Below are 15,616 nucleotides of genomic sequence, written 5' to 3' on the forward strand. Positions count from 1 at the left end.
AAATCAGACAAGACCATGAAATACCTGAAAATATTGGCAGCGTCGGTGTTGATGTGCGCCTTTTCGCTGACTTCCTGCGATTCGTATTTCGAAGTGGAGCTGGACGACCAGGCGAACCTCGACGACGTCTTCAGCCAGTCCAATACGGTACATAGCTACCTGCGTCATATCTACTCCTACATTCCGCTTGAGGAGGAAATTGTTGGCAGTGCTGGTGCTTGGGCAGTGGCCCGCTCGGACGAGGCGACGTACTCGAACTACCAGTGGGTGTATTACAACCTTTACAGGACGGGTAATTATTCGAGTTCGACTCCGAATGGATTAGCTAATTTCGGTTTCTGGGATCGGTTCTATATCGCGATCAACCAGTGTACGATCTTCTTGAACAATATCGACAAGGACAAGCAGGACGACCCGAAAGAGATCGAGATGATGAAGGCCGAGGCCCGCTTCCTGCGCGCCTACTACTACTTCTGCCTCTTCCGTCAGTACGGCCCGGTCTTCCTCTGGTTCGACCAGACGCCCGACGAGCAGATCGACCCGAAGACGATCGACCGCCACACCGTCGATCAGAATATCGAGTTCATCGAGTCGGAGCTGTGGGACGTCGCCCAGATCCTTCCGACGGATCTTACGGAGATTCCCACCATCGATCCCTCGACGTGGACGGGCCGCGCCACGAAGGGCGCCGCGCTGGCGCTGCGTTCGCGCGTGCTGCTCTACGCCGCCTCGCCGCTCTACAACGGCGCCGATATCTACAAGGGCCAGATGAAGAACATGAACGGCGATTACCTCTTCCCGCAGCAGGAGGATCCCGAGAAGTGGCAGAAGGCCGCCGATGCCGCATGGGACGTGATTCAGATGAACAAGTATTCGCTTATCGAGGACAAGTCCATCGTGGCCAACGGTACGACCATCACCGACGAAGACGCGAAGTTCCTGAACGCCATGAAGTCCTATGAACTCGTATGGCAGAACGACGGGACCTGGAGCAGCGAGACCATCTGGGGATGGTGGTGGCGCACTTCCAACAAGTATTCGAATGCTACGACCGGCTACGACTATATGGGCGGTGTCGGCGGTACGATGATTCCCGCGCTTCCGCCCAACTTCGGCTTCTACGCCGGTTTCGGCGGTACGGCCCCCTCGCTCAAGCTGGCCGATTCCTACCCGATGTGGAGTACGGGCCGTTATCCGGTGAAGGGTTACGAGGGCCGGAACGACATGTCGAAGCCGATCGTCGATCCGCTGTCGGGTTACAAGACGGACGGATTCACCGAGGGCTACAAGCAGTATGTCGATCCGCTCTATCCCGAGTGGCGTCCTGCGATCAAGGCCCACAACACCTGCATCGACCGCGACCCGCGTTTCTACGCCACGATGGTTCCCAACGGTTTCTACTGGCCGCACCAGGGCAAGAACAAGCTCTTCACCTGCTTCAACAGCACGTCGGCCACTTCGCCGTGGAGCGCTTCGTCGAACTGTATCCGCGTGGGCTATGCCTTCCGCCGCGCCTATCCGGCCGGTCTGTGGTTCGACACGAGTACGGAATATACTCCGGTGACCTCTCTCAAGTGGGTTTATCCGGCATTCCGCATGGCGGAGATCTACCTGAACTACGCCGAGGCCTGCAACGAGAAGCCCGAGCGCGACGCCGCGTCGGCGATCGAGTACCTGAACAAGGTGCGCAACCGCGCCGGCCTGAACAATATCGAGGAGGCTTATCCCGGTATCGAGAACGACAAGGAGCTGCTCCGCTGGTGCATTCACAAGGAGCGCGGCGTGGAGTTCGCCTTCGAGGCGCACCGTCACTACGACGCCTGCCGCTGGATGGAGGCCAAGGAGGAGTATCCCGGTCCGTGGTACTCGCTGCACTGCTCGGCCACGACCTACGAGGAGTCCTACCAGCGCGTGACGGGCGAAATCGCCATCGAGGACAACGTCTTCCGCGACAAGGACTACCTCTGCCCGATCTACTCGGGTACGCTGGCCGAGATGGTCAATATGACCCAGAATTTAGGACATTAATAAAAACGCCTGAACGATTATGAAAATCAATATTTGGAAATTGTTGCTCGCCGCCTTGGTCGTACCGGCCGCTATGGGCGCCTGCACGGACGAACGCAACAACTTCATGGTGGACGACAGCGTTTCGTTCGTCGATTCCGACGGAACGTGGGCGGAGAACAAGGGATATGTTTCCACGCCGGTCTACAATGAGAAATACGAATTTCCCGTCGTAAAGAACGGCAAGGGCCTTTCGGGGACCACGGTCCGCATCGAGGCTTCCGAGAGCGCGCTCGACGCCTTCAACGAGGCGAACGGCACGAATTACGAGTTGCTGCCGTCGAACTGCTATCAGTTCACCGCGACCGAGCTCCGCTTCTCGGAGAAGGAGGTCCGCAAGTTCGCCGGCCTTACGTGGAAGATGTCCGACGTGACGGCGCTCGACGCCTATACGGATTACGTGATTCCGATCCAGCTCACCTCGTCGTCGAACGACGTGCCCGTGTCCGAAGACCGCGGCCTGATGCTGCTGCACCTGGAGATCGCAAAGGTCTCGATGGAGCTTTCGACCGACGAGGCCACGACCGTGAAGAACGGGACGTTCATTTATAACGGCAATGTCAAGCTGAGCACGACCGTTCCGACGATGGACGTGGAGGTGAAATATGCCGTGGATACGGACGCCAGCCTCGTCGATGCCTACAACAAGGCCAACGGAACCTCCTATCTGGCTGCTCCCGCAGGCTTCGCTTCGACCGTTGCCGCATCGTCGGTGATCGCTGCCGGCGAATCTTCGGCCGCGTTCGGCTGCCAGCTCAATCCCGACAAGCTGCTCGAGAACGTCGATAAACTGGATGCGGGCGTGCTGATTCCCGTGCGCATTTCGGCCGTCTCGGACGGAACCGTCATCACCAAAGGTGGCGACGTGGTTTATATTCCGGTAGTGAACAAGGAATTCCGGGGTACGGATGCCGAGCCGTGGACGATTCTCGAAGGCGAGGAGATCTGCTATGCGAACGACCCGGGCCGCGATCCCAATGCCGCATGGATCAATGGCTATGTGACCAGCAACCTGTTCAACGGCGCTTCGACCGGCGGCGACTCGTGGATTCCTTGGTGGGTGACTCCGAATACCTATCCCATCACCATTGTAGCGGACATGGGTGCGGCGCATCTGGTCTCCTACTTCAAGATCGAGGACACGACCGACAGCCAGGGCGCTTATCTGGACTATGAAATCTACCTGGCCGAGGAGTACAACGGCGACAAGACCGAATGGACGCTCGTGGCCAGCGGCATGCGCGACTGGGACGGCATCTACACGCCTCCCGGAACCGTGGGTGTGACGAAGGTCTATGACTATCCCGTTCAGAAGATGGCTGCCGGCCGTTACCTGAAATTCGTGATCGTCAAGTGCGAACCGGTGGCTCTCCAAAATCGAGGAAAACTCGGGGATGTTTGGGGTGTCGGACTCTGATGAAGCCGTTAGACGCTTGATTGTTAGTTGATTGATCCCGTCGTGAAATGTTTCCGAGTTTCACGGCGGGATTAATTGTGAAACCGAAAATTTCGACAGACCGATGTATGGATTCTTCAAAACGATGGCCCTTGCAGTCGTTGCGGCCGCAACGGTGGGATGCGCAACCGTGAAGCGCTCCGCCGCTCCGGCCGGGGAAAAACGCTGCGCCTGGGAGAAGGGCCGCCGCGAACGGCCTGTAACCACCGATGCCGTATTGTGCTACGGCGGCAGCCACCACCGCACGCCGTTCCTCTGGGACGGGAAGCGGCTGGCTCCCTATGTCACCTATACCGACGAGGAAGGCCGCGAGCAGTGGCTCTTCGACGGGTTTATCTTTCTGGAGTTCGTGGATGCCTCCCGCCCCGACGGCCGGACCTACGCCTTCGAGACGGGCAACCGGAACGCTCCGGCTGCCGGGAAGGAGCAGTGGCAGGAACTGATCGACTACTTCTTCGCCGAGGGCAACTGCATCGACGCGCTCGACAAAAGCGTGGCCGAAGCCGAGCGGCGTATCGGCAGGGCTCCGACCAGGCGGCGCGTCGTCGTGATGCTGCCCGACCCTGTGATCCACCGGATGTACGCCGACACGACGGCGACGACCGTCTATTGGGGCGAGCTGGACGGGCGGAAGCTCGATTTCAGCCGGAACGAGGACCGCATCGCGGCCTGCAAGTGGTATATCGACTCCGTGCGGGAGCGGTTCGCGGCGGGCGGATACGAGCACGTCGAGCTGGCGGGATTCTACTGGATCCGCGAGATCGTGACGCGGCCGCAGGACACCGAGTACAGCTACCACCTGACCCGTTCGGACATCATGCTTCCGCATATCGCCGAATACCTGCACGGGCTGAACTGCTCGCTCGACTGGATTCCCTACTACGGTTCGCGCGGCTACGACGCCTGGCGGTCGTTCGGCTTCGATCAGGTCTATCTGCAACCCAACTACTACTGGAAGCCGCAGAACGACATGGACGACGTGTTCCGCCGGATCGGGGAGCTGGGCGTGGGGCTGGAGCTGGAGTTCGAGCCGACGCTGCTCGCCGGACGCGAGGGCAGCGAAGCCTTCCGCGAGCGTTTCCGCGCCTACATGCGCCATGCGAAGGAGACGGGCGTCTATGGCAGCCGCCCGATCGCCTACTACCACGGAACCAACGGGTTCTATGATCTCTGGGCCTCGCCCGACGCGGAGGACCGGGAGCTGTTCCACGAGCTCTGCCGTTTCATCGTCGGAAATCCGCTGCGCGGGGAGCGGGCCGAGTGACCGGCGAATTCCCGCAGATTCAGGCAAACAAGGCAAACGATTGACAATGAACATGATTCGCAAATCCATCCTCGCAGCGCTCCTTCTGGCTGCGGCGTGTCCCGCGCTTCCGGCTGAGGCCGGGCCGCGCGCCGGGACCTATCCGTGGGAGCGGCGCGCCGGACGGCCGACGGCCTCCGACGCCGTGCTGTGCTACGGCAACAGCCACCACCGCAACCCCTATCTGTGGGACGAGAGGCGGTTCGAACCCTATGTCACCTATGTCGATGAGCAGGGCCGCGAACAGTGGCTTTTCGACGGGTTCATCTTCCTCGAATCGCAGGACATGGACCGTCCCGACAAACGCAACTACACCTACATGACGGGCGTGCTGCGCGATCAGGGCCTCGCCGCCGGAAAGGAGCAGTGGCAGGAGCTGATCGACTACTATTTCGCCCGGGGCAACTGCGTCGATGCGCTGGACAAGGCCGTCGGAGCGGCCGAGGAGCGGCTGGGCGAGGCGCCCGTCAAACGCCGCGTCTTCATCGTCATTCCCGATCCGATCATCTACCATCATTGGATCGATCCGATGACCTCGACGACCTACTGGGGCGAGATCGACGGCCGCCGTCTCGACTTCATCCGCACCGAAGACCGCATGGCCGCCTGCCGGTGGTATATCGACACGGTCCGCGAGGCGTTCGCCCGCGGGAAGTACGAAAACGTCGAGCTGGCGGGATTCTACTGGCTGCGCGAAACCGCCGCCCAGCCCGAGGATACCGAGTACAGCTACCATCTGACCCGTTCGGACGTGCTGCTGCCGCAGATCGCCGACTACCTGCATGGGCTGAACTACTCGTTCATTTGGATTCCCTACTACGACGCCCGCGGGTACGACGACTGGCGCGACTTCGGCTTCGACCAGGTTTACCTGCAACCCAACCATTACTGGAAACCGGAGAACGACATGGACGACGTATGCCGGTGGATCAACCGCGCGGGGACGAGCATCGAGTTCGAATTCGAGGCGTCGATCCTCAATGCCCGCGAGAACAGCGACGCCTACCGGGCGCGCCTGCGCGACTACATGCGGGGCGCGAAGCAGTACGGCATCTACGGCAGCCGTCCGATCGCCTACTATCAGGGCAGCAATGCGCTCTACGACCTCTGGGTGTCGGACGATCCGGTGGACCGGGAGCTGTTCCACGAGTTCTGCCGTTTCGTGGTCGGGAATCCGCTGCGGTCGAAATAGAGATAGCCGAGGTCATAAACGATAAAAACGATAAAAAGACAAGATGATACGTTCCTGGATTGTGATGCCGCTGCTGTGCGCGCTTTCTTTCGTATGTTGCAGCAACGGGGATGATGACGGCTCGTCCGGCGGAGGGAAAAAGCCCGCGATGAGCCTGGTGATCGAGTCGTCCGACGGAGAGTCGGTGACGCTCGGAATCAAATGGCTCAATGCGACCCATGTGCGCATGGTGTGCATGGCCACCGAGGACAAGAAGGCCCTGACAGGCGCGGAGGTCGCCGCGCAGGGGACGAAATACGCGGAGGAGCGGGTGACGATTGGCGGCCTTACGCCGATGACCACCTATACGGTCTTCGCCGTGGCGTGCGACGATGCGGGCGGATACAGCGGGATGCAGGTCGTGCAGTTCGTGACCGAATATGCCGGACCGCGTCCCTACGAGTGGGAGAGCGCCCGCGACGGCATCCCCTCCTACACGGATCTGGTGCTCTGCTACGGCGGCAGCACCCACCGCACGCCGTTCGGCTGGAACAAGGAGCGTTTCGCTCCTTTCGTGACCTATACCGACGAGGCGGGCGGAGAGCATTGGCTTTTCGACAGCTTCCTCTGCATCGAGTTCGTCATGGTTCCCTACTCGATCAACCTGGGGCAGAAGCGGACTTCCGGCGGCCGGGAGCAGTGGCAGGAGCTGATCGACTACTGGTTCGGGCCGGATAACGGCGTCAATGCCCTCGAAGAGGCCGTCGGGGAGGCCGCGGCCCGGCTGGGCGCGCCGGCCGGGAAACGCAAGGTCGTGATGGTGATGCCCGACCCGATCATCTACGAGGAGTATGCCGACACGAACACTTCGACGACCTATTGGGGCGAGCTGAACGGCCGGCGGCTGGACTTCGCGAAGGCTTCGGACCGCATCGCGGCCTACAAGTGGTATATCGACTCCGTGCGGCGGCTGTTCGACGAGGCCGACTACCGGTATGTCGAGCTGGCCGGATTCTACATCGTCTCCGAGGACCTCGCCACGCCGGGCGACGGCTGGAATCCGGAGCTCAAACGCTGGGAGGAGGTGATTCCCGAGGTGGCGGAGTACCTTCATGCGCTCAACGAGTCGCTCTGCTGGATTCCCTACAACCGGGCGGCCGGCTACCGGAACTGGAAGCGATTCGGCATCGACTACGCCTACATGCAGCCCAACTACTTCTGGGACGACAAGGGCGAGAAACCCCTTTCGCGCTTCTTCTCGGATATCAAGGCCAACGACCTGGCCATGGAGTTCGAGTTCGACGACGCGCTGCTGGAGAAGACCGCCGGCAGCGAGGTTTACCGCCGTCGGCTGCGCGAATACATGGACGGCGCCAAAGAGCACGGCATCTACGGCCGCAAGCCGCTGGCCTACTACCACGGGCAGAACACGCTCTACGAGCTATCGGTGTCGGCTGCCGCCGAAGACCGCAAGCTCTACCACGAATTCTGCCGTTTCGTTCTGGACAACCCGTTACGCAAATAATTGTTAATCTATTCGTTCAAAGATGAAAACCTTGAAGACTCTCGGATTTTCCTCGCTGCTGGTCGCCTGCGTCGCGGTCGGCGGCGGCGCCACGGCACAGCCCTATCAGAAGGCGGACGACGTGCAGGACATGGCGCTTATCTATCAGGGCGGCTCGCACCGCCTGGACTGGACGGCGGACGAGTTCCGTCCCTATGTCGTGCACCGGTTCGCCGACGGCACGAAGGACTGGCTCTTCGACGGATTCCTGTTCCTCGAATTCAAAAACGGTTCGGGCCGCCACTACACCGTCGGCTATGAGAAGCTGAACGCCCGCAAGGGCGAGTGGGCATGGCTCCTCGACCGCATCTTCGAGGAGGGCAAGTCGCTCTCGGCACTCGATCAGTGCATCACGGAGGAGATCGCCGAGCTGGGCAAACCCGGCTTCAAGCACCAGATCGTGCTGGGACTTCCCGAGGCCATCCGCGACCAGAAGGACTGGGGCGAGCTGAACGGCCGGGCGATGGACTTCTCGAAGGAGGAGGACCAGTTGGCCGTGACGAAGTGGTATATCGACGAGCTGGTGAAGCGGTTCAAGGCGGCCAAGTACAGGAATCTGGAGCTCTCGGGCTTCTACTGGGTGGCCGAGACGAACAACTACTGCGGCCAGCTGACCGTCCCCATCAGCGAGTATATTCACTCGCTGGGCAAGCTCTTCTACTGGATTCCCTACTGGCAGTCGAAGGGCGCCGAGGACTGGAAGGCGCTGGGCTTCGACGTCGCCTACCAGCAGCCCAACCACTTCTTCAACCATTCGATTCCCGACAGCCGTCTCGACGACGCCTGCGCCTTCGCCCGCAAGCACGGCATGGCCATGGAGTTCGAGTTCGACGAGAGGGCCTCGGCCGACCGTCCCAATACGTCGTACGACCGCATGGTGGCCTACATCGACCGTTTCGAGAAGAACGACGTGTTCAACTCGTCGGCCATCGCCTACTATTGCGGTAACCGCGGCGTGCTGACGCTCGACGAGTCGAAAAATCCGAAGGACAAGGCCGTGATGGACCGTCTGGCCCGTCTGATCCGGATGCGTCGCTACATGAAGCACGGGCTTCCGTTCAAGTGCAGGACGCAGGTGGTGGCCCACCGCGGCTACTGGCGGACCGAGGGTTCGGACCAGAACTCCGTGGCGTCGCTGCTCAAGGCCGACGAGCTGGGCGTCTGGGGCGTCGAGTTCGACGTATGGCGCGCTGCGGACGGAGTGCTGGTGCTCAACCACGACGGCGTGCACGACGGGCACAACGTGCAGACGACCCCTTCGACCACGCTGACGACGCTCCGTCTGGCCAACGGCGAGACGATGCCGACGCTGGCCGAGTACCTCGAGGCGGCGAAGAAGACCCGCGTGCACCTCGTGCTGGAGCTCAAACCGCACGCCACGCCCGAGGCCGAGACGGCCGCCGCCGAGGCCGCGGTGAAGATGGTGAACGACAACAGGCTCGCCAAGCGCGTGACCTACATCACCTTCTCGCGTCACGCCATGGAGGAGCTGATCCGGCTGGCGCCGAAGAACGACGTGCTCTACCTCGGGGGCGACATCTCGCCCGAGGAGCTGGAGGCGATGGGAGCCGCCGGAGGCGACTACAACCACGGCGTTTACCTGCGCAACCCGTCGTGGCTCGCGTACATGAAGGAGCACAAGATGGTTTCGAACGTCTGGACGGTGAACCATCCGGTCGATATGATCTGGGCGATCGAACAGCAGATCGACTTCCTGACCACCGACCGCCCCGACCTGTTCCTCGAACTCGTCCGCTGACGGTTCCGGTTTCCGAAACGGCGATGCGCCCGCGACACACGGGCGCATCGCTTTCCTGAAAAACGACGAAGGATGAAAATCAAAGCATTTGTCTGTTATTTCCTGCTGCTGGGGTGTCTGTCGTCCGCAGCGGCCTGCGGCGGCGATGACGAAGGGGCGCCGGTCCCTCCGCCTCCGGCGCCTCCCGAGGATGCGGGGTCGGGGAACATGCGTGTCAAGACGCGCGGCGAGAACCTCTATATAGCCGCCAAGATGGACGGCGAGCGCGACATCGTGTACTGGTTCAAGCGCTGCATGTTCAACGAACTGTATACTTTCTACCGCGTGGGGATCGTCCGCAATACGGCGTCCGAGCCGATCCGGGACCCTTCGCGCGAACCCGAAATCGAACTGAACCTGGCTTTCAGCGACAATATCGGCCCGTTCGCCGTTTCGGGGTACGGCTGGTGCGGGGCGAACCACAGCTACAAGGAGGGGCAGAAGGTCCGCACGGCCTACAACGAACGGTTCTCGGTCCGGGCGAACGACCGGCCCGTTACGGGCGACGTCACCCTGCTGGCCGATTCCGTGACGGTCGATGTCGTGAATGTGATTCTGGACCCTTCGCGGCCGCTCGAGGACGGAGAGCTCCGGGACCCGTTGTGCCGCGAGACGGTACATTACCGCATCGAGGGGCGCAATATCGAGGTTTCGGCGTCGCACCTCTTCTGCAACACGGCGCCCGTGACGATAGAGACCTATTACGGCATGCAGTCCATGTTCGCAAACGAGACGCAGACCTTCACTTCGGGCGGAGCCTACACCGACTGGACCGTGCAGTCCGGCGTGTCGCAGTTCCTCAAGGGGGATTATCCCGAGTTCCGGCGGTTCGTCGAGCGGAACGCTTCGGCCTATCAGTCCTCGTTCCTGCTGCCCGGCGGGCTGGGGGACCACGGGATGCTCGGCGACGGCGACATTGTCTTCATCGGCAACTCCTCGGCGAAGAGCTATCATAAGCTGATCTCCCGGAAACGCTTCGAGAACGGCGACAGAATCGCCTGGCGGGGTGTTTACACGTGGTTCGCCGAACCTCTGGCGGACGATGCGGGCCTGTTTTGCTACGAAGGGGCGGTCGCCGGACGCCGGGCGCTGTTCCTCGATGTCCGGGTCGCCTGCAGCCGGATGCTGGAGCTGCCTTCGGGGCTCGACGCGCGGCGGTTCGATCTGCTCGACGCCAACGGCGACCTGCGTGTGGAGGCCTCCGGGAAGAACGCGTTGCGACTCTCGGCGGGAGGTCCCGGCGGGTGCGTGCTGCTTTTCGGCGGAGAAGACGGCGCGGAGGGCGAATGATGCGTACCGACGCATTTCCGGCAAACGATGCGGCGGCATCCCTTTCGGGGATGCCGCCGCTCTTTTTGATGTCCGTGCGTGCCGCGTCCGGATGTCCGGTGATGCCGCGCTACCGGATCGGCCGGTCCTGCGGCATCGGCCAGCCGGCGAGCGTCGCGATGTAGGGGATGACGGCCGCGGCCATCTTGCACTGTCCCCGCAGGTTCGGGTGGTAGCCCGCGCCCAGGTCGTCGGTCTGGTCGTTGATCGGCGCCAGATGCGGTACGGCGTGCAGATTCGGGTCTCCGAGCGTCCGGATCGTCGCCCGCAGGTAGTCGTAGTAGGCGTCGCAGTTCTGTGGCACGACGTAGAGAATCGGCACGTCGCCGTAGCGGCGGCGCAGCAGGGCGTGCATTTCGCCGAACGAGGCGTCGAATTGCTCCCGGGAGGGCGTTCCCGTGCTGAAATCGTTGGTTCCGAGCTTGATTACCACGATGTCGGGCCGGTACTGCGCGAAGTCCCAGAGGGGCGTCTCCTCCATGTCGAAGGTGCGTGCGACACGTTCGCGCATGGTGCAGTCGGAGACCTCCTTCTCGTCGCCCCAGTTGCGTACGATTCCTTGCCCGGAGTGTGCGATGAGCGTGTAGTCTGCGTCGAAGTAGCGTGCGATGATGCAACCCCACGCCAGGTCGCAGTTCTCGGTCTCGGGCGTGAAGGGCTCCTTCGGGGATTTGCCCTCCGTGCCGTATCCGCAGGTGTGCGAGTCGCCGATGAATTCGATATGCCGGCCCGGGGCCTGGGGCGCATCGAGCAGGGGCCCGTCGGAACCGACAGCGAAGAGCGTCGTGCGTCCCTGCTCGCCCTCGGTTCGTTTCTGTACGAGTACGGTGTGCACACCGTGGGGGAGTCCTTCGGCCAGCACGATGGTCTTCGCCGGTCCCTCTGCAGTGACCTTTCCATGGGGTTTGCCGTCCACGAATACGTTGTAGTAATTCCGTTTCGAGTCCGCGGCCCGCATGGCGCACCGCGTACCCTCGAATCGGAACGAGAAGTAGGCCCCGCTCCAGTCGAACGAGAGCGCGCCGTCGTCGGAGCGTGCGGCGCGTCCCACGAATCGGATTTCCGGCGCTGTCGCCGGAGTGAATCGGAGCGTTTCCGCGGCGGCGGATTCGTGCGGCAGCGTCTCCCGGGCCTCCGGGAATCCGCCGGCGGCATTCCCGGTGAAGGCGCCGTTTTCCGCGAAGGCGGGACTTCCGCCGAAAGAACCCGCTGCGGTGTGGAACAGGGCGAGGAGCGCCGCGAGATACGTCCGTCGCATGACGCGTTATTTGATGTAGGGGCGGATCTTCTCGATCCAAATCCGGTAGCCGTCGGCCTTCAGGTGGATGCCGTCGAAGGTGTACTCCGCGGGCAGGATGCCGTCGCGCTGCATGTCGCTCCAGATGTCGATGTAGGTCAGCCCGCGGCGGGCGGCCATGTCGCGCAGCAGGGCGTTGAAGGCCGCGATGCGGGCGTTCTTGCCCTTGAAGAACTTCTCGTTCATCGCCTCGTTGAGCGGCAGCAGGCTCTGGATGTAGATCTTCGTGCGGGGCGATTCGCGGGCGATGATTCCGAGGAGCCGTTCGTACTGTTCGAGCAGCTTTTCGCCGGAGATTTTCGAGAACACGAGGTCGTTGGCTCCGCCCATGATGAAGATGGCGCGGGGCTGTCCCTCGACGATCGGGCCGATGCGGTGGATCATACCCGAGATGCAGTCGCCGCCGATGCCGCGGTTGAGCACGCGCTCTGTCTGGAAGTATTCCGACCAGAAGCCGCGTTCGGTCAGGCTGTTGCCCAGCATCACGATGTTCTTCCGCGTGACGGGGACCAGTTCTTCGACGTTGCGTTTCTGCGGGTAGTAGTCCTTGTTTACGGTCAGCGTATCGGGTTGCGCCGCGACGTTCGTCGCGGCGGCTGCGGCCAGCAGCAGGAGAAGCAGTTTTTTCATGGCGGGTCTATTTTTTCAGGTTTCCTTCGAAGTCGATCGCCCGGTCGAACGGATGCAGGGCCGCGTCGGTCATCCGGGCCGCCTCGCGCCGCGTGACGGGACCTTCCGCCCCGGCCGGGGTGTCGATCCGCCCGCCTGCGCGGCGCAGCAGCTCCGCGGCTGCGGAGGCGGTGAGCGGAGTCGGATCGTCCGTCGGGTCGATCTGCGGGGCGTAGTCGTGGAGCCCTTGCGTGAACTCGCCCACGGTGAGCGTGCGTTCGGGGTAGAACCACGAACGGTTGGCCCAGTGGTACGGTTCGCCGGTCATGCGCAGGATGCCCGTGGCGGCGATGCGCTGCAACAGTTCGAAGTCGGGATCGTCGGGCCGTACGTCGTACAGCGGGGCGATGTAGGCCTTTCGGGCGAGCAGCGCGCGCTGCACCTCGCGGACGGGCACTTCGCGCGGCGTCACCCCTTTCTTCACGGCCAGGGCCGCCAGCGTGCCGGCCGCCTGTCCGGTGAGCAGCACCACGGGCTGAAGGCGCGTCGAGCCGTTGATGAGGTTCGAGACCGAAATGGCCTTGTCCGAGACGACGAGGTTGTCGGTCCCGGCGGGGATCAGGGCCCCCAGCGGGACGCTGAACGACGGGACGGGCGGGAAGTCGATCTTCCCGAAGCCGGGATAGCAGGCGTGGTGGTGGTCTACGGGGTAGTCGCCGACGGAGATGCCCGTGCGGTAGAGCGCCGCCGGGCGGTCGTAACGGTCCGTGACGTCGTCGAGCGTCAGCCGTACCACGCCGTCCAGCCGGCGGCCTTCGCGGTGGTAGGGCAGGTAGGCCAGCCCGTCCTCGGTGTCGAACTCGTCGTCGGCGATGCCGAGGTTCCGGAAGCCCAGCTCGTGCTGGAGGTGGTAGATGAACCGGAGCGTCTTCTCGCGGGCGGGTTTCAGCGCCTCGATACGCTCCTCGTAGGGCATTTCGACGACGTTCGCGTAGTAGTCGTTGCCGTGCGTCGGCCAGTTTATCATGTACTTGCCGTTGGGCAGGCGTCCGTACTTGATCATGTAGGCCGGGTCCATGGGTTTCCCGCCTGCGGTGCAGCATCCCTCGAACTCCGCGGGATCGTATCCCTCGGGCCGGGGAATGGTCCTGTCGGCCCCTTCGCCGTAGTCCTTGAGGATCGCCACCACGGTCAGGTCCTGCACGATGTCGTTGGCCTGCTCGAACGCCTGCCGCTCGCCCGTGTCGGCGCGGGCGTCCATGCCCACGCGGTAGGCCGTGCCGCTGAGCGGCAGCGCTTCGCCCAGGTCGGTGGCGTCGATCGTGATGCGTGCCGCGACCTCCAGCCGTCCGCCCCTGTCGTCGGTGAAGCGGGCGCCGGTCACGGCGTCGCCCTCCCTGTACACCTCGACGAGGCGGTAGCCGTGGATCACTTCGAGCGTCGGTTCCGCCGCCGCTTTGGCCTTGAAGATGCTGTCGGCGACGCTCGGCTCGAACTGCGTGGCGCTCACCCAGCCCGTCCGGAGCGCCTCCGGGCCGCCGTAGTGGCTGCGCAGGGCCTCGCGGAACTCGTTCCAGAAGCCCGAGGGGAGGCCGTCGTTGCCGTCGATGGCCGATACGCCCTGCGCCGTGAGCATGCCGCCGAGCATGGGCGTCGGCTCCACGACGAGCGTCGAAACGCCTTCGCGGGCGGCGGCGATGGCCGCCGAAGTGCCCGAGGTCGTGCCGCCGATCACCAGCACGTCCACCGTGCGGCGGGTCGTGTCGGTGCAGGCGGAAAATCCGATGGAGGCGGCGAGCGCGAAGGCTGCCGCGAAGAGGGTGGTTTTCATGGGTCGTGTCGCCGGTGTTTTATTTGCATTGTTCGAGGATCTTCCATATCTGGAACAGACCTCTCGGTACGTGGAAGCACCCCTTCCATTTCCCTCCCTTCAGAGGCAGGAGGACCTCGCCTCGCCGGTTCAGGTATCCGAACCACTCGGGGAACTCGGGGTCCTTGAAGTGCTCCCACATGTATTGGTGCAGTTTTTCGAACCAGTCCAGGCATTTCTGGTTTCCTGTGAGCTGGTATCCCTTTATCATGGCTATCGCGGATTCGATGTGCACCCACCAGAGCTTCTGGTCCCACTCGAGCTGCTGCTGGGGATGTCCGAGGCGGTCCATGAAGTAGAATATTCCGCCGTACTGTTTGTCCCATCCGTATTCGATGGTCCGGAGCGCTATTTCTACGGCGCGCTGGATCAGTTCGGGGCGTCCGAGTCTTTTTCCGAGGTCCATTATGAACCACATCGCCTCGAGCGAGTGTCCCGGATTTATCGAGCGGCCCTCGAAGGAGTCCACCAGCGAGTTGTCCGAGGCGGAAAGGTTTTCGACGATGAGACCGAGGTCCTTCTGGTAGAATACGTCCATTACCTCGTGGAGGCATACGTCGATCGTCTCCTCGATGAGTTTGGGGTCTATGAGCTGTTCGATTTCGAGGGCGAGGTTGCAGAGGATCATCGGGAGCGCGAAATCCTTCATCGGTCGCGTTCCCGGGTGAGCCTTTGTCCACTTACCCTTTGGATTCGAGCGTTTTTCGAGTATCCGGTCGAATGTCTTCTTCGCGATCTGCGCGTATTCGTCGTTTCCGGACGCCATTGCCAGTTGTGCGAAAGCCATGGTGGCGAATGTGTAGGAGAAGATGTTGTAGGGGTCTATGATGGGCTTGCCCTCGCGCGTCAGGGAGAAGTACCAGTCGTATTTTCCGTCGTGTCCGTATTTCCGAAGGAACTCGCCGCCCTGGATGGCGCAGTCGAGCCACTCCTTGCGTTTTTCGACCTTGTTGCAGAGCATCGAGAAGAGCCACACCTCGCGGCCCTGGAGCCAGATGAACTTGTCGGTGTCGTATACGCTTCCGTCGCGGTCGAGGCAGGAGAAGTATCCGCCGTAGGTTTTGTCCTGGGAATGTTCGAGCCAGAAGGGCAGTACGCTGTCCATGAGTTCCGACCGGTATTGGTCGGCCAAATGTTGAAAATCCATATTGT

11 protein-coding genes are annotated in these 15,616 nt (G+C 62.3%); 7 read left to right on the forward strand and 4 right to left on the reverse strand.

Annotation, left to right across the window (positions count from 1 at the left end):
* Positions 1 to 15 precede the first annotated feature (15 nt).
* The 7 genes from FME97_RS06175 to FME97_RS06205 all read left to right on the forward strand — a co-directional run bounded on the left by FME97_RS06175 (position 16) and on the right by FME97_RS06205 (position 10,649).
* Positions 16 to 2,028 (forward strand): RagB/SusD family nutrient uptake outer membrane protein, encoded by a 2,013-nt coding sequence (locus tag FME97_RS06175; RefSeq protein WP_141428376.1) that lies wholly within the window; start codon positions 16 to 18, stop codon positions 2,026 to 2,028.
* Between the two features lie 19 nt (positions 2,029 to 2,047).
* Positions 2,048 to 3,484, forward strand: a complete 1,437-nt coding sequence (locus FME97_RS06180; protein WP_141428377.1) for a DUF1735 domain-containing protein — start codon at positions 2,048 to 2,050, stop codon at positions 3,482 to 3,484.
* Between the two features lie 103 nt (positions 3,485 to 3,587).
* Positions 3,588 to 4,787: a DUF4855 domain-containing protein gene (locus FME97_RS06185; RefSeq protein WP_232522949.1), complete on the forward strand. Its 1,200-nt coding sequence runs from the start codon at positions 3,588 to 3,590 to the stop codon at positions 4,785 to 4,787.
* A 46-nt stretch (positions 4,788 to 4,833) separates the two neighbouring features.
* Positions 4,834 to 6,018, forward strand: a complete 1,185-nt coding sequence (locus FME97_RS06190; RefSeq protein WP_232522950.1) for a DUF4855 domain-containing protein — start codon at positions 4,834 to 4,836, stop codon at positions 6,016 to 6,018.
* A gap of 43 nt (positions 6,019 to 6,061) precedes the next feature.
* The gene (locus tag FME97_RS06195; RefSeq protein ID WP_141428378.1) at positions 6,062 to 7,522 is read left to right on the forward strand and encodes a DUF4855 domain-containing protein; all 1,461 of its coding nucleotides are present in this window, start codon (positions 6,062 to 6,064) and stop codon (positions 7,520 to 7,522) included.
* Between the two features lie 22 nt (positions 7,523 to 7,544).
* Entirely contained in the window at positions 7,545 to 9,320 is a 1,776-nt protein-coding gene (locus FME97_RS06200; RefSeq protein ID WP_141428379.1) for a DUF4855 domain-containing protein, read from the forward strand.
* Between the two features lie 72 nt (positions 9,321 to 9,392).
* On the forward strand, positions 9,393 to 10,649 hold the full coding sequence (locus FME97_RS06205; RefSeq protein ID WP_141428380.1) for a hypothetical protein: 1,257 nt from the start codon (positions 9,393 to 9,395) through the stop codon (positions 10,647 to 10,649).
* Between the two features lie 109 nt (positions 10,650 to 10,758).
* Here FME97_RS06205 and FME97_RS06210 read toward each other — a convergent pair whose 3' ends face one another.
* The 4 genes from FME97_RS06210 to FME97_RS06225 are packed head-to-tail and all read right to left on the reverse strand — an operon-like array spanning position 10,759 to position 15,611.
* The gene (locus FME97_RS06210; RefSeq protein ID WP_141428381.1) at positions 10,759 to 11,946 is read right to left on the reverse strand and encodes an SGNH/GDSL hydrolase family protein; all 1,188 of its coding nucleotides are present in this window, start codon (positions 11,944 to 11,946) and stop codon (positions 10,759 to 10,761) included.
* 6 nt (positions 11,947 to 11,952) lie between these two features.
* Positions 11,953 to 12,615 carry a GDSL-type esterase/lipase family protein gene (locus tag FME97_RS06215; protein ID WP_141428382.1) on the reverse strand — a complete coding sequence of 221 codons (663 nt, stop codon included), beginning with the start codon at positions 12,613 to 12,615 and terminating at the stop codon, positions 11,953 to 11,955.
* Positions 12,616 to 12,622: 7 nt separating this feature from the next.
* The gene (locus FME97_RS06220; protein ID WP_141428383.1) at positions 12,623 to 14,425 is read right to left on the reverse strand and encodes an FAD-dependent oxidoreductase; all 1,803 of its coding nucleotides are present in this window, start codon (positions 14,423 to 14,425) and stop codon (positions 12,623 to 12,625) included.
* A gap of 19 nt (positions 14,426 to 14,444) precedes the next feature.
* A complete protein-coding gene (locus FME97_RS06225; protein WP_141428384.1) occupies positions 14,445 to 15,611 on the reverse strand; it encodes a n-acyl-d-glucosamine 2-epimerase in 1,167 nt (388 codons plus the stop codon).
* Between the last annotated feature and the right edge of the window lie 5 nt (positions 15,612 to 15,616).

Origin of the sequence: Alistipes dispar (genome assembly GCF_006542685.1) — a bacterium.
GTDB classification, from domain to species: Bacteria; Bacteroidota; Bacteroidia; order Bacteroidales; family Rikenellaceae; genus Alistipes; species Alistipes dispar.

Coding starts and splice junctions, on each gene's coding strand:
- FME97_RS06175 (WP_141428376.1), top strand. CDS start 16: ATGAAATACCTGAAAATATTGGCAGCGTCGGTGTTGATGTGCGCCTTT.
- FME97_RS06190 (WP_232522950.1), top strand. CDS start 4,834: ATGAACATGATTCGCAAATCCATCCTCGCAGCGCTCCTTCTGGCTGCG.
- FME97_RS06220 (WP_141428383.1), bottom strand. CDS start 14,425: ATGAAAACCACCCTCTTCGCGGCAGCCTTCGCGCTCGCCGCCTCCATC.
- FME97_RS06225 (WP_141428384.1), bottom strand. CDS start 15,611: ATGGATTTTCAACATTTGGCCGACCAATACCGGTCGGAACTCATGGAC.
- FME97_RS06210 (WP_141428381.1), bottom strand. CDS start 11,946: ATGCGACGGACGTATCTCGCGGCGCTCCTCGCCCTGTTCCACACCGCA.
- FME97_RS06195 (WP_141428378.1), top strand. CDS start 6,062: ATGATACGTTCCTGGATTGTGATGCCGCTGCTGTGCGCGCTTTCTTTC.
- FME97_RS06200 (WP_141428379.1), top strand. CDS start 7,545: ATGAAAACCTTGAAGACTCTCGGATTTTCCTCGCTGCTGGTCGCCTGC.
- FME97_RS06180 (WP_141428377.1), top strand. CDS start 2,048: ATGAAAATCAATATTTGGAAATTGTTGCTCGCCGCCTTGGTCGTACCG.
- FME97_RS06205 (WP_141428380.1), top strand. CDS start 9,393: ATGAAAATCAAAGCATTTGTCTGTTATTTCCTGCTGCTGGGGTGTCTG.
- FME97_RS06215 (WP_141428382.1), bottom strand. CDS start 12,615: ATGAAAAAACTGCTTCTCCTGCTGCTGGCCGCAGCCGCCGCGACGAAC.
- FME97_RS06185 (WP_232522949.1), top strand. CDS start 3,588: ATGTATGGATTCTTCAAAACGATGGCCCTTGCAGTCGTTGCGGCCGCA.